The organism is Synechococcales cyanobacterium CNB, from assembly GCA_030263455.1.
Classification (GTDB): Bacteria; Planctomycetota; Phycisphaerae; order Phycisphaerales; family UBA1924; genus CAADGN01.
Map to the genome: position 1 here is coordinate 107652 of SZOZ01000012.1, position 14258 is coordinate 121909.

Annotated in this window: 12 protein-coding genes and 1 other RNA gene; 5 read left to right on the forward strand and 8 right to left on the reverse strand. The window is 67.3% G+C overall.

Annotated features, from left to right (window positions below; translation table 11 throughout):
• The first annotated feature begins 37 nt into the window (after nucleotides 1-37).
• From FBT69_12720 to FBT69_12730, 3 genes are all read left to right on the forward strand, one after another.
• Nucleotides 38-1024 (forward strand): ATP-binding cassette domain-containing protein, encoded by a 987-nt coding sequence (locus FBT69_12720; GenBank protein MDL1905653.1) that lies wholly within the window; start codon nucleotides 38-40, stop codon nucleotides 1022-1024.
• The gene (locus FBT69_12725) at nucleotides 1021-2412 is read left to right on the forward strand and encodes an ABC transporter permease (protein ID MDL1905654.1); all 1392 of its coding nucleotides are present in this window, start codon (nucleotides 1021-1023) and stop codon (nucleotides 2410-2412) included. The genes FBT69_12720 and FBT69_12725 overlap by 4 nt, the downstream gene beginning before the upstream one ends.
• An 87-nt stretch (nucleotides 2413-2499) precedes the next feature.
• Complete coding sequence (locus FBT69_12730) at nucleotides 2500-3291, forward strand: class I SAM-dependent methyltransferase (GenBank protein ID MDL1905655.1); 792 nt, start codon at nucleotides 2500-2502, stop codon at nucleotides 3289-3291.
• Nucleotides 3292-3443: 152 nt separating this feature from the next.
• Here FBT69_12730 and rnpB read toward each other — a convergent pair.
• Nucleotides 3444-3891: RNase P RNA component class A (rnpB, locus tag FBT69_12735), an RNA gene on the reverse strand.
• 54 nt (nucleotides 3892-3945) lie between these two features.
• Here rnpB and FBT69_12740 point away from each other — a divergent pair.
• Nucleotides 3946-4971, forward strand: a complete 1026-nt coding sequence (locus FBT69_12740) for a hypothetical protein (GenBank protein MDL1905656.1) — start codon at nucleotides 3946-3948, stop codon at nucleotides 4969-4971.
• 2 nt (nucleotides 4972-4973) lie between these two features.
• Here the strand turns inward: FBT69_12740 and FBT69_12745 are convergent, their stop codons facing one another.
• The 4 genes from FBT69_12745 to FBT69_12760 form a co-directional block, all read right to left on the reverse strand.
• Nucleotides 4974-6665, reverse strand: a complete 1692-nt coding sequence (locus tag FBT69_12745) for a 2,3-bisphosphoglycerate-independent phosphoglycerate mutase (GenBank protein MDL1905657.1) — start codon at nucleotides 6663-6665, stop codon at nucleotides 4974-4976.
• A 71-nt stretch (nucleotides 6666-6736) separates the two neighbouring features.
• On the reverse strand, nucleotides 6737-7567 hold the full coding sequence (locus FBT69_12750; protein MDL1905658.1) for a prepilin-type N-terminal cleavage/methylation domain-containing protein: 831 nt from the start codon (nucleotides 7565-7567) through the stop codon (nucleotides 6737-6739).
• A complete protein-coding gene (locus FBT69_12755; GenBank protein ID MDL1905659.1) occupies nucleotides 7561-8304 on the reverse strand; it encodes a hypothetical protein in 744 nt (247 codons plus the stop codon). The genes FBT69_12750 and FBT69_12755 overlap by 7 nt, the downstream gene beginning before the upstream one ends.
• 265 nt (nucleotides 8305-8569) lie before the next feature.
• Nucleotides 8570-9268 carry a hypothetical protein gene (locus tag FBT69_12760; GenBank protein ID MDL1905660.1) on the reverse strand — a complete coding sequence of 233 codons (699 nt, stop codon included), beginning with the start codon at nucleotides 9266-9268 and terminating at the stop codon, nucleotides 8570-8572.
• Between the two features lie 350 nt (nucleotides 9269-9618).
• Here FBT69_12760 and FBT69_12765 point away from each other — a divergent pair, with 350 nt between their 5' ends.
• Nucleotides 9619-11895, forward strand: coding sequence for a choice-of-anchor B family protein (locus FBT69_12765; GenBank protein MDL1905661.1), 2277 nt, complete (start codon nucleotides 9619-9621; stop codon nucleotides 11893-11895).
• A gap of 78 nt (nucleotides 11896-11973) precedes the next feature.
• Here FBT69_12765 and FBT69_12770 read toward each other — a convergent pair whose 3' ends face one another.
• From FBT69_12770 to FBT69_12780, 3 genes are read right to left on the reverse strand one after another with little or no spacing between them, the layout of a single operon-like run.
• The gene (locus FBT69_12770; protein MDL1905662.1) at nucleotides 11974-12624 is read right to left on the reverse strand and encodes a transcription elongation factor GreA; all 651 of its coding nucleotides are present in this window, start codon (nucleotides 12622-12624) and stop codon (nucleotides 11974-11976) included.
• Complete coding sequence (locus FBT69_12775) at nucleotides 12521-13336, reverse strand: hypothetical protein (protein MDL1905663.1); 816 nt, start codon at nucleotides 13334-13336, stop codon at nucleotides 12521-12523. The genes FBT69_12770 and FBT69_12775 overlap by 104 nt, the downstream gene beginning before the upstream one ends.
• Nucleotides 13333-14256 (reverse strand): hypothetical protein, encoded by a 924-nt coding sequence (locus FBT69_12780; GenBank protein ID MDL1905664.1) that lies wholly within the window; start codon nucleotides 14254-14256, stop codon nucleotides 13333-13335. Before FBT69_12780 ends, FBT69_12775 begins: the two co-directional genes overlap by 4 nt.
• Nucleotides 14257-14258: the final 2 nt, after the last annotated feature.

The following is a 14258-nucleotide window of genomic DNA, read 5'->3' on the forward strand; positions in this document are numbered from 1 at the left end:
GACCGGGCAACGCAGCCCGGACGCGAAAGGGGTGGACGTGACCGATGCCATCGTGATGCGGGGCGTGAACAAGTCGTTCGGCCCGAAGCAGGCCGTGATCGACATGAACCTGACCGTGCCCCGCGGCGCCCTCTACGGGTTCATCGGGCCGAACGGAGCGGGAAAGACCACGACCATCCGCATGGTCATGGCCATCCTCTTCCCCGATTCGGGCCAGTTGTCCGTGCTCGGACGCCCATCGGCGGTCGAGAGCAAGGACCGCATCGGCTATCTCCCCGAGGAACGCGGCGTCTACAAGAAGATGAAGGTCGGGGCGTTTCTCCGGCACATGGGGCGACTCAAGGGCGTGCCTGGGCGCGGGCTTGATGCCAAGGTCCGGGCATGGCTGGAGCGGATGGACCTCGCCGATTGCGTGCGCAAGAAATGCGAGGAACTCTCCAAGGGCATGCAGCAGAAGGTGCAGTTCATCTCGGCGGTCTTGCACGAGCCGGAACTGCTGATCCTCGACGAGCCGTTCAGCGGGCTGGACCCGGTGAACACTCGATTGCTGCGCGACCTGATCCGCGAGCAGCACGCCGCCGGGCGAACGGTGATCTTCTCAACGCACGTCATGCCTCAGGCGGAACAGATCTGCGAGCACATCGTGATGATCAACAAGGGGCGGAAAGTGTTGGACGCGAGCCTGCCCGAGATCAAGGCCAGGTTTGACCCCCACACGGTGCTCGTGGAGCCGCTGAACGGTTCGGCCGAGAGCCTGCTGGCAGGCGTGCCGGGGGTGCGAACGGTAACGCGGGTGGACGGCGCACTGGAGGTCTCGCTGGAATACGGGCACGACCCCCACACTGCGATCCGGGCGATCGTCGAGGCCGCGCCGGTGTCGCGCGTGGAGTTGCGGCGGCCGACGCTGGAGGACGTGTTCATCGAGATCGTGCAGGGATCGGCCGGCGATGGCGACGAGGCTTCGCTGCGGGCGGAGTTGCGGGGCGAGGTGGAAGCCGTCGCCGCCCTGGAGGGGAACCGATGAATCGTGTGCTCGCGGTGGCGTGGCGGGAGTTCGTCTCGACTGCGCTGACGAAGGGATTCATCATCGGGGCGGTCGTGGTGCCGTTGGCGTTCATCGCGATGATCCCCGTCATCGTGATGCTGACGATGGCGGCCAAGGGACCGAAGGTGGAGGGTGAGGTCGCGATTCTGGACCGGTCGGGCGTGCTCATGGAGGCCGTGGAACGGGAACTCTCCGCCGAGGCGATCTCGCAGCGAAGGAACCGAACCGCGAAGGCCGCGGCGGAGCAGATGGAGCAACTCAGCCCGCTCGGTCCGGGTGCGTCTCCGGCCGGCTCGACGGAAGCCGCCCTGGCGGCCGCGCTCGGCGAGGCTCCGGTGTTCCAGGTCGTGGCGCTCGCGCCGGATGCCGACATCGAAGCGGAGAAGGGCCGGCTCAGCCCCACGACCGGCGACGATCGCCATTTGGCCGTCGCCGTCATCGCGGAGGACGCCATCGTCCGATCCCCCGATGCCGAGGCCTTCGGCGGGTACGAGTTGTTCGTCCGGCCCAAACTCGACGATCGGGTCATCGGCGACATCCGCGCCGGCATGACCGCGGCGATCCTGCGCGAGCGATACCGCGCGAACGGATACTCCCCGGAGGAGATTCAACGCCTCACGAGCATCGCCGCGTCGGAGACCAGAGAGATTACGGCCACGGGCGAACGCTCCTCGACCGAGGGGCTGACCGCCATGCTGCCCTTCGGCTTCATTCTGCTGCTGATGATCTCGGCGATGGTCGGCGGGCAGTACCTGCTGACGACGACCGTAGAGGAGAAGTCCAGCCGCGTCGTCGAGGTGCTGCTCAGCGCGGTCTCGCCCATGCAACTCATGACCGGAAAGATCCTCGGGCAGATGGGCGTCGGCTTCGTGCTGCTGTTCGTGTACACGGGCCTGGGCACGGGGGCGTTGGCGGCGTTCGGGCTGATGGACCTGATCGGGCCTGTCAAACTGTTCTACCTGTTCGTCTTCTTCGTGCTGGCGTACCTGATGCTGGCCTCGTTCATGGCCGCGGTCGGGAGCGCTGTGAACGAGATGCGCGAGGCGCAGTCGCTGATGGGGCCGGTGATGATCGTCGTGATGCTGCCCTACATCCTGTGGCTGCCCATCACGCGCGATCCGAACTCGACGCTCTCGGTCGTGCTGAGCCTCGTCCCCCCGATGAGTCCGTTCGCCATGGTCATGCGCCTGACAAGCACGCAGGCGGACGCCATCCCGACGTGGCAGGTTCTGCTGTCGATAGGCGTGAGCGCCGCCGGGGCGTACCTCTCGGTGTGGACCGCGGCCAAAGTCTTCCGCGTCGGCCTGCTCATGTTCGGCAAGCCGCCCAACTTCAGAACGCTCATCCGGTGGGTGCGGATGGCGTGAGGGGAGGCCGAAGGCCGGAGGAGAAAGGCCCGAGACGCTTCCAAGCGGAGCAACAGGTTGTTCCGGATGTCCACTCTCAACTGCCCAATGTCCACTGTCGCCATGCTCTCCCGCCACGACCTCTACGAACTCTGCGTCCAGTCGCCGCGCCACGCGGTGCCGCTGCTGCGCGTGGTGCATGGGGGCGAGCCGCGGGTGCTGGGCGAGGACTTCGCCGGCACGGCCGCGCTCTCGCACCTGTGGGTCGAGTGGGTCGAGGGCGGGCGCGCGATCGCCGTGGACCTCGACCCTGAGACGCTGCGCGTGCGGCCGGACGATCCGCGGGTGCTGAAACTCGTCGGCGACGTGCGCACGGCGACTCGCCCGGCCGAGCACGACGCCGACGTCATCTTCGTCGGCAACTTCTCGATCGGAGAACTGCACACGCGCGACGAACTGCTGGAGTACCTGCAGCACGCCCGCTCACGCCTGCGGCCCGGCGGAGTATTCGTCTGCGACACCTACGGCGGTGAGACGGCCTTCCTCGTCGGCAGCGTGGAACGCGACCACTGGACCGAGGACGGCCGGCGCGTACGCTACACCTGGGAGCAGCGCGAGGCCGACCCCCTGACCGGGATGGTCGTCAACGCCCTGCACTTCCGCGTGGACCGGGGCGGCGAGGTCGAGCAGACCATGCACGACGCCTTCATCTACCGGTGGCGGCTGTGGAGCGTCCCCGAACTTCGCGACGCGATGCGCGAGGCGGGCTTTGCGAGCACCGAGGTCCACGACCACGTCCCCGACGCCGTGGACGACGACGGCAACGTCTACGCGACGCCCATCCGGAGCGGCGACGAGGTGGACGCGAGTTTCATCGTGCTGGTCGTGGGACGAACGTAACAGAGCACGACGCGCAAGCGAGTGCCCACTCCCGTACTACTCCGGGCGCCGGCACTCGCTTGCGCTTCGTGCTCCGTCGCGCTTCGCGCTCCGTTCCGGCGCTGCGACAAAAAGGCCGCGGGCCTCCGCTCTCGCAGAGGCCCGCGCCAACCGGTCCGGCGTGGCTGGTAAGCCGAGTTCTGTGCCCGTCGGCGGTTCGCGCGTGCCTTGACGGGGGCTTGTGCGCGCCTGCCGCGGGCCGCGGCCATTTCTCTTGCCGCGCCGTTGCCGACGCGGTCCGGGCCAGATGGCCCGAGCGCCCGACCCGTCCCCTGCCGCCCGAGCCGGGCGTCCCCTCGCGGGGCGGGAACTGCTTGGGCTTGCACGCGGTGGGGTTTGCCGTGCCCCGGGCGTCGCCGTCCGGGCGGTGCGCTCTTACCGCACCGTTTCACCCTTGCCTGTGCCGGATCAAAACCCGGCCATCGGCGGTCTGTTCTCTGTGGCACTGTCCCTCGCCCCGGACCGTGGGGCGGGTGGGTGTTGCCCACCACCGTGCTCTGCAGTGCTCGGACTTTCCTCGGACGCGCCTCCCGGCGGGTCCGCGGCCGCGTTGCCACGCTTGCAAGGATTGTACGCCGCACGGTTCGCCGCCGCGTCCGGTACGATGCACGCGCCATGGGCGAACCTGCACGGGTGGTGGCGTGGCTCGAGGAGCACCAGGCGTCGCTGGTGGGCCGCGTTGTCGAAGCGGCGGGGTTGCGGCTGGTCGGGGCCGGGTCGCCGGGGCGCGGGCGTGCCGGGGCCGCCGCGGCCGCGCTGGGCGTCGGCGCGCTCGACGACCTGCGGGCCGCGCTCGCGGAAGCCGACTGCGACCTCGTCCTGCTGGCGTCGCCCGGTGAGTTCGGGGCCTCGTCCGCGGACCTCGCCCCACTCGTCGCAGCCCGCTCGCGCGGCGTGCGCATCGCCTCGCTCGAACCCATCCCTGCGACGGCCATCGAACTGGCGGGGGGAGGCTGGACCGGCGGCAACCCGAGGCCGATCGACGCCGTTCGGTTCTGCCCGCTGGCCCGCTCGTCGCGTTCCTTCCGCGACGCGGCGGAAGTGCTCCAGATGTTCGGCCCCGTGCGCACGCTCGCGGTCGAAACCTGCTGCACGCCGGCGGAGGGGTCGCTCGGCGCGCGCCTCTTCGCGGCCATGGAACTGGTGCACTGGCTGATGGGCGAGCCGGAGACGATCGACGCTGCCTTCGCCGGCCCGGCGCAGGGGCCGGGGGTACATGCCCTCCCTGGCGAGACCCTCCGTGACCTGCACGGCGACCTGACGGCCAACCTCCGCTACGCCGACGGGCGGGCGGCGTGCGTCCTCGCCAGCGACCAGAGCGGGCGATGGTCGCGCACCGCGACACTGCTGGGACCGAACGGGCGGCTGCGCGTCTTCGAGGACGGGTTCGAGTGGGTCAGCCGAGCGGGTGAGAAGGTCGATCAGGCGCGGCGAACCAAGAAACGCGGCTCTGAGCCGACCCCGCACGCGGTGGAGGCGATCGCGGAAAGCCTATCGAGGCTGATCGACCCGTCGGCTGGCGACGATGCGCCGCTCGACCACGAGTCGCTCCTGTGCATGAGCCAGGCCGCGCTGCTGAGCGCGCGCACGGCCAACGGCGAAAGCCCGGCGACCATCCGGCGAATGGTGTCGGTGCAGTAGAGTCAGACGAGGAGCGAACGGCCGGTCATCTCCGGCGGCTGCGCGAGACCCATCATGTCGAGCACAGTCGGCACGACGTCCGCGAGTCGTCCACGCTTCGCCCGTGCGGCCTCATCGAACCAGCCGGCGGGATCGGCGTCGCCGCGAAGCACGCGGGAACGGAACGACTCCCCCGCCACGATGAGCGGCACGTCGTAGGTCGTGTGCGCGGTGTGGGGCGAGTCCGCGTCCGGATCCCACATCTGCTCAGCGTTGCCGTGATCGGCCGTCACGATGAGCGAGCCGCCGCGGGCCAGCGCAGCCTCGACGATCGCGCCCACGCACTCGTCCACAACCTCGCACGCCCTTACCGCCGCTCCGAGGTTGCCCGTGTGACCCACCATGTCCCCGTTGGCGAAGTTGACGACGATGAACGGCTCGCAGTCGATCGCGGCAAGGCGACGCAACACGGCGTCACGTACGCCGAAGGCAGACATCTCGGGACGCTGGTCGTATGTCTTCACGTCGGTCGGGCTTTGGATGATCTCGCGGCGTTCGCCCGGGAACGGCTCGTCGCGATAATCGTTGAAGAAGAATGTGACGTGCGGGTACTTCTCCGTCTCCGCGCAGCGGAACTGCGGCATGCCGAGCGAAGCCAGATACTCGCCCGCGACGTTCACCATGCGAGGCGGCTTGGGGAAGGCGACCTTCGCGTGCCGAGCGAGCGCCTCGGAATAGGCGGTCATCATCACGAAGTCAGTGTCGAGGCGCGGGCCGCGAGCGAAACCTCGAACGCCGGTGTCAGGCGAGGGCTTGACGGCGCGCCATTCGTCCTCTGGGAGAACGAACGCACTGACGAGCTCGCGCGGGCGGTCGCCGCGGTAGTTGTAGAAGATCACGGCGTCGTCAGCGGTGATGCGAGAGCCGCACAGAGTCTCGGGCGACTCCCCCACCATCGTCGGAGGGACGAACTCGTCGCCGAGTTGCTTGGGAGCTTCGGGACCGTCGTAGGCGGCACGGACGGCCTCGGCGGCGGAGCGCGCGGTGCGGACTCCCTGCGCCGCGGCGTTCCTGCCCGTCAGACACGCCCAAGCCCGGTGCACGCGCTCCCAGCGGTGGTCGCGGTCCATCGCCCAGAATCGGCCGATGACCGAGGCGATCCTGCCGACACCGTGCCGCCGGAGGCTCTCCTCGACGCGCGCGACGAACGCCGCGCCCGTGTACGGCCCCGTGTCGCGTCCATCCGTAAAGAGATGCACGAAGACCCGGTCGTGGCCGAGCCTGGCACAGATCGCTAGCAGGGCGTCGAGGTGTTCGAGCAGGCCGTGCACGCCGGCATCGGAGCAGATGCCCATGAGATGAACGGCGCGCCCTCGCTGCTTCGCGCCGCGCACCGCCCCGGCGATCACGGCGTTGGTTTCCAGGCCGGCGCGGCAGGCCTTGGTGATCCGCACGGCCTCCTGGTCCACGATGCGCCCCGCGCCGATGTTCTGGTGCCCGACTTCGCTGTTGCCCATCGTGCCTTCGGGCAGACCGACGTCCTCGCCGCTGGTCTTGATAAGCGTGTTGGGCCACTGCGACATCAGGCGGTCGGCGACAGGCGTTCGTGCCAGGTGAACGGCATTGAAGGGGCCGTGCGACGGGTTGGGGTTCGTGCCCCAGCCGTCGCGGATCACGAGAACGAGGGGGGTGTTGCGTGGAAGTCGGCTCTGCATGCCGGAGTCTACGGATGCAGACCGCGCTCGTTCGGAACTGAACGAACGAAAACGGAACCCCTGCCCGTCGTTCACGGCTCCCAGTCGGGGTCGTCCTTGCGGGCAGCCGTGTCGGACCAGCGCCGGCGGTCGGTGAGTTCGCGCGGCTCGATGCGCTCCGCGTGCCCGTCGAAGAGCGCGGCAACGACGCGATTGTTGTAGCGTGCGTCGAGATGCCCGAACGTCTGCGGCTTCGCGGCGGATGAATAGATTGCGCCGAGTGGTGGCGGCTCAATGCGGTGGAAGCCGGGAACTACAGCGTCACCCGCACCCGGCCCTCTCGCGGAAGCGAACACGAGGAGACGCTCCGGACGCAAAGGTTGATCGCTTCGGCGAACGGGGTTCGTTGCGCGAAACACCTGCGGCGTGTCGGCGTAGTTGCCCCCGACGTGCTGGACGTTCAGGCCGAACGAGGGATAGACGCTCATGCGGTACGCCCACTCGAAGTGGCCGTTGTCCATCGCCTGGATTCTGGCGCGGTCGCGTGCGAACTCCGCCTCCTCGCCGACGATGGTCGTTCCGAGCATGGCATGATCGAACCACGGGGCGAGCCGGTAGACCCACCGCTGGGCGATGAGTGCGCCCCACTCGTTGCCGTATTCGTCTGTCACGCGGGCGTCGGTCGTGATGGGGAGATAGCCGGGGATCAGTTCGCCGCGGTGGTCATTGGCGTAGAGCGTCCACGCGGCGGCGAGCGAGCGCGAGGCGACGGCGGAGCGGAGGGCGCGAGCCTCGTCCCGCGCGCGGGCGAGGCCGGGCAGCAGCAGCCCGAGCAGCACCGCCACCACGGCGATCACGATGAGCAGTTCGACGAGGGAGAACCCGCGCCGTCCGGCCGCCACAGGACACCTCCGGCTCAGCAGCCCGCTACGAAGGCGTTGAGGAAGGCAACGAAGTCGAGGGTGTTCACCACTGTGTCGCCGTTGAAGTCCGCCGAGGTGTCCTGAGCGACGAAGGCGTTGAGAAAGGCGACGAAGTCGAGGGTGTTCACCACCGTGTCGCCGTTGAAGTCGGCGGGGCAGGCGTCCGCGCGGGCGAAGGTGTCTACGGCGATGCGGTCGATCGCCGCGTGGGCCTCGGCTGTGGCGAATGATGCGACGTATACGCTCTCGTTGCCGTCGAGCTCGAAGCGGAAGAGCGAGTCCACGAGCCAGCCGAACTCGCCCATGCTCTGCCGAAAGAGCTCGACGTGCTCGACCGGAGGCACGCCCCAGACGTTGACCGAGCCGTAGTCGAGTTCGTTCCCCTGCGTGCGAACCTGGAGGATGAGCGTCGTGGCGCCGATCGCGTAGCCGTAGTTGGGAATCACAACCTCGAGCGCGATGGGTCCGACAAACGAGTAGAAGTTGCCCGACGACGTGATGATGGCCAGGCCGGTGGTGTCGTAGACGTCAGGTGTTGCCCAGCCGCCCGGCAGGGGCGAGGGAAACTGGCCGACATCGGGCAGGTTCCCGCCGCTCGGGTTGGTGAAAACGTCCCACTCGAACCAAGCCGAATGGGCGTCCCCGCGCGACCAGCCGTAGGAATCCGGCTCGACGAACTGGGCGTGCACAAACGATGCACAGGCCAGCACCACGGCGGGCGAAAGCAGCAGTCGCATGTCAGACCTCCCGGAGACCAGAGACGAGGATGGATCGAAACGACAACCCAATCGTCAATCCTGTTTGACAGTATTTGTTGCTATTTTACAGCAGTTGCGACTGAAACTCAACTATATCTTCGACGAGTGTCAAAAAACCCAGAGAATACCGGGGCATGCGGCATCCCGCGTACACTCCGCAAACTTTTGCCGGATCGAATGTTGCAGCCCAACCAGGTCGTTCGCCGACCGCGGTCGAGGTTCGCATCTGGAAATCGAGATCGCGTCAGCGCGGCGCTGCAAGCCCGAACTGCGTGACCCCGATGGCCCACGGAACAGCTTCGAACTCGATGTGCAGATGGCTGGGTTCGAAGAACGTGCCGGGCAGTTCGAGCCGCCACGGGTCCGACTGGTGCCGGAGCAGGCGGTAGGCGAAACGCACGCGCATCGTGACAGAACCATCCGGCTCGACGACCAGACGGGTTACGGCATCAGGGCTGGAGGCGGCATTGAGCACGCCGAATCGGCCTCGCGTCCGAGGGATGGAACCGCCCAGGTCGTCGGTGAGGCTGGCGAGGTTGTACATGTCGGCCTGATCGGTCGGCAGGCCGCAGGCGAGGATGTCGTCCGTGTTGTACTTGAGGTGCTGAAGAAGGGAATCGGGCCTCGGAAGCCCCGGAGAGATGAAGGCGATGTTGCGCAGTTCGACTTCGACGAACGAGCCGTAGGCGATATCGTGGAACATCAGCCGCTGATCGTCTTCCTTGTCGAGTCCGACCCGGATGATGATGCCGTCCGGGTGACCGACACCCTTGTCCAGACGAGTCCCCCCGACAGCGACGAAGGCCCGCAGGTTGCCGCCGATGGGGACTCGCTCGGCCGGAGCGGCGTAGGGCAAGTCGGCCTCGTACTCGACGACCTTCCCGGAGTTCGTCGTCCAGGATACGGAGAGGTGCGGAACACGCTCATCATCCACAAGGAACATCGAGAAAACCGCGGGCGACATACCCGAAGAAGCCGGAACGGACGCTTGCCCGAGGCTCGCGGTTGCCATCGCGGCGGTGACCAGCATGGGGATGATTACCCTTGGAATCATGCCTCGAAGCCTCTCATCAGGATTCGCTTCAGCAAGCAGAACGGTTCGGCGTTGCCTGGGAAGGGAACCGGGGAGCATCCCGGTGCATCATAACAGCGTACCGGCGTGAGTTGAGCGTTGCGTTTCGATGATCGCCGATGTAGCCTGAACGGGGCCGGGGGTCAACGGGCCGCAGCCCGTCCGATAGGCATGAACCGGGCAATAGGGGCTGCCGAGCGCGACCCCGAGGGAGTTTTCGAATGGCATCGAGCAGTGCATGGCGGTCGGCCGCGATTGCGGGCATGGTGATCGGGATCTTGGCTTCGGCGTGGGCGGGCGACGAGGATCTGCGCAAGTACAAGGGCGATCCGGTCGTCCGCGAAGGCGTCGCGGCTGTTTCGGGGATGCCGCGGTACGGACAGGAAGGTTCTGATGCCCGGAGCATGTTCCCGGCGCGGAACATGACGCTGTACGCCTGGCTGCCGCTGGCGTCATTCCCCGGCGGGCACACGAGCGGCAACAGCTGCACGGGGTATGTCTCTCCGTCAGGGCGCGAGTACGCGATCATGGGCCTGCGCAAGGGGTTCGGGTTCGTCGAGATCACGGACCCGTGGAACCCGGTGCTGGTGGGCGTGATCACGGGGCCGGACAGCCTCTGGCACGACGTCCGGTGCATCGGGGAGTACGCCTACGGCGTGAGCGAGGGCGGGTCCGGCATCCAGGTGATGGACCTTCGACAGATCGACAACGGCGTCGTGACGCTCGTGAAGAACAAGACGCAGGCCGGCCACTCTTCGACGCACACCATCGCCAGCAATCCCGATTCCGGGTACCTGTACCTCGCCGGGACGAACATCAACAACGGCGGGCTGACGGCGGTGAGCACGACGAACCCGACGGAACCAACGATCGTCGGCACATGGAACAACATGTACGTCCACGAAGCGACGATCGTCAGCTACACCGAGGGCCCGTACGCGGGGCGCGAGATCGCGTTCTGTCTCGGCGGCTTCAACGGGGGATGGAACTCGACGGGCCTGCGGATCGTGGACGTCACGAACAAGTCCAACATGTTCACGATCAGCCAGGCGTTCTGGAGCGGAGCGCGGTACGCGCATCAAGGCTGGATCAGCGATGACAAGCAGTACTTCTACATCAACGACGAACTGGACGAGGGAGACTCCGTCAGCGTGACGACGACCTACGTCTACGACGTGAGCAACCTCAGCGCACCGGTGTACAAGGGCAAGTTCACGAACGGGCTGGCCGCCACGGACCACAACCTGCACGTGAAGGGCAACCTGATCTTTGAGTCGAACTACAAGTCCGGGCTTCGGGTCTACGACAAGACGAACCCGATCTCCCCAGTCGAGATCGCCTGGCTTGACACCTACCCGGAGAGCGATACTTCCGGCTTCAACGGCACCTGGAACAACTATCCCTTCTTCCCCAGCGGAACGGTCATCATCTCCGATCTCGATCGTGGACTGTTCATCGCGCGGGTGGACGGCGTGAGCATTGACTTCGACGGCGTTCCGCCCACGCAGTTGACGCCGAACCAGCCCACCCCGGTGACCGTGGTCGTCTCGCCCCAGTTCGACGGGTATGACGCGGGTTCGGTGACGCTGCACCTGCGTGAAGCGGGCGGCGAGTGGCAGGAGTTCGCGATGGCCGCGCAGGGCGGCGACGTCTTCGCGGGCACGATCCCCGGCCAGGACTGCCTGGGCGAGGTCGAGTACTACGCCTCTGTGCAAACGGACAAAGGTTCGACGATCACGACCTCGGTCGTCGATGCGAAGGCGATCGGCGACGTGATCGTGTCGTTCCACGACGACTTCGAGACCGACAAGGGCTGGACGGTCGGCGCGCCCGGCGACAACGCGACCGCCGGCATCTGGGGCCGGATGGCGCCGCAGGCGACCGACGCGCAGCCCGGATCGGACGTCTCGGACCCGGGCACGATCTGCTACGTGACGGACGGCCGCGCCGGCACGAGCATCGGACAGTACGACGTGGACGGCGGGAAGACGACCCTGCTCACGCCGTGGCTGGACGTGAGCTCGATGACCGAGCCGCGCATCGGCTACTGGCGGTGGTACTCCAACGACAAGGGCGCGGCGCCGAACACAGACACCTTTCGCGTGGACATCACGACGAACGGCTCGCAGTGGGTGAACGTGGAAACCCTCGGTCCCTCGGGGCCGTTCACGAGCGGAGGCTGGTACTACCACGAGTTCAGCGTTGCGGACTTCGCGAGCACGGCTGGCAACGTCCGCCTCCGCTTCATCGCCGAGGACCTCGAACCCGGTTCGATCGTCGAGGCGGCGATCGACGAGTTCTCACTCTTCGAGTACGACTGCGGCGAGCCGCCCTGCGTTGCGGACTTCAACGGCGATACCGTCGTGAACTCGCTCGACGTGCTGGCCTTCCTGAACGCGTACTCCGCGGGCGACCCGAAGGCGGACGTGAACGGCGATACGATCGTGAACTCGCTGGACGTGCTCGCGTTCCTGAACCTGTACAACGAGGGTTGCTGAGGCCTTCCGATGCCGTCAGATGAGGCCGGCCCCGGATCGTGCCGGGGCCGGCTTTGTTCTCCGGCCGTTCGCGGTGGCTCAGACGATCTCGACGATCAGGAACTGCTTGACGCCGCGCGGCGCACGCACACTGATCGTTTCGCCGACGCGTGCCTTCATCAGCGCCTCGCCCATCGGACTGGTGGTCGTGACCTCAACCACGTCGCCGGACATGTCGCCGGAGGCTTCTCCGACAAGGCGGTACAGATCCTCGTCGTTGGAGCCGACTTCGCGCAATCGGACGGTGGAGCCGATGAACACGACGTCGCCGTGAGCCTTGGAGTCCTCGATGACGTGGGCCTTGGCGAGGCGCTCTTCGAGGCGGCGGATTTCGGCCTCTTCATAGCCCTGCTGTTCGCGGGCGGCGTGGTACTCGGCGTTCTCCCGAAGGTCGCCGAGAGCACGTGCCTCGGCGATTCGCTGCGTGATGACGGGGCGGTTCAGGATGAGTTCGCGCAGGCGTGCCTGGAGGCGTTCGCGTTCGTCGCGTGTGATGACGTCCATGGCGGTCCTCCCTGGGCGTTCGGGGGTCAAAAAGAAACCGGGCCGCCTCGGGGGCTGCCCGTTCGCGCTTCGCCCGACATTCTTAGCCACCGGCCGGCCGCCGTGCCACCGCCGCTGAGACCAGTGGTATCCACGCCGCGAGAGCGAATCCCCCGACGATGATGATGGCCCGCCAGTGAGTTCCATCCACTTCGAGGGATCGCCCCCGCCACGAGCGATCCTGGGTCAACTCGACAATGGCGGTCATGGGCGACGCCATCAGCCAGAATCCCCGGGGACGAACCGGGGGGGCCACGGACGCCCAGGCGATGCCGATCACCGGCACGACGTTCACAAGGACGGCGACGCCGAGCATCGCCCACCAGCGCCATCCGTTGCCCGCCGAGCGGCCCCCGAGCGAGAGAACGAACGCAAGCAGACCCCCGATGAGGACAGTCCACACGGCCAAGCACACTGCGATCGCGGCGACAGCATCCAGAGGCCAACGGGCGAGGAGCGCCTGCGGCCAGATCACGGCCTGTATCGGTACGAGCAGTACGACGAGGTCGCGCAACGTAGCGATGGCGCACCCGCGGAGACCGCCCGTCGGAACCGCCTGCGCCAACCTCATCATGGGCCAGAGGAGCGCGACGCCGACAGCAACGGTCACCAGCAGGCCTCGCGCTGCGGGACGGTAGGCATCGACGTTGCCCGCCCCACCAGCTCCGACGGTCGAGAACGCCGCAATGGTTGAGAGCAGCAGGTAGACCGTCCATGCGAGAGCAAGGAAACGAGGCTCACCGCGACGGTGCGACCAGTCTGGACGGTTGCGAGGCGTGTGACCGAAGATGTCACGGTCCGTCTCTGGCGGACGCGAGGGCTCGAGCGGGCCGCGTTGGCCGTCGTCTTCGAGGCTCATCTCCGGATCGCCGTCAGGTCCGCGTAGACTGCGTCCTCATTGTAAATTTCGAGGCGTTGCTGGCCGAGGTCGATGCGTCTGCCCCGCTCGGCAAGCGAAGCGAAATAGGCAAGGCGGTCGAGTTTGGCCTTGGTCGAGGCCTCGCCGGGAATAAACTCGCCCGGTGGGCCGCCCCAGACGACACGGGTGCCCTTGTCGGTCACGATGTCAATGCGGCGTGTGACGAAGTAATCTCGCACGTCCACGCCGGCGACCTGATTGGCATAGGGCTGCGCGAGCAGAAGACGGAGCGTTTCGACGCCGACGCGGATGTCGTCGCCAGGCCATGCTTCGGCGTAGTTGAGGGTGCCTTTCGCGTTACGGGGCGGGGGCGAGGACGCCCCGTGGATGATCCGCAGGCCGGATGCGCCCGCGTCGTAGGTTGCGGGCATCGGTCGGCTTCGCCAGTCGACGAGGTGGTCGCGGCCGTTGTGCCGCACCACGCACGCAGGTGTCCGCCACGAGCCGCTCACCACGATCGTGCCGTCGCCGCGGCGCACGACGCGGGGTGCGCCATCGAACCAGCCGCTGGCCTCCATCGCACGGCCGACCCGTGCGACAGCATCGCCGCGGACCGGGTCGGGCGATTCGGCAGCGCGGGCGTGCGCCGTGGCAAGAAGCCGATCCCGGAAGTACGCGCTGAGCCAAGTCTTCGGCTGATCGGGCGTGCTGTCCGGCGTCAACGGCCAGACGATCTCGACCGAAACGGGGGCTTCGAGCGTCTCGCCCGCGTGCGTCCAGACTCTGTGCGTGAGCAGAAGCAGGGCAAGGGCCAGCGCGCCACCGATACTCGCCATCCCCAGCAGCTGCAGAGCGCGGATCGCGGTCGGCGGCCGGAGTTCGACCTGTGAGGAACGCTGTGCTTTGCGTGATCGTCCCATCG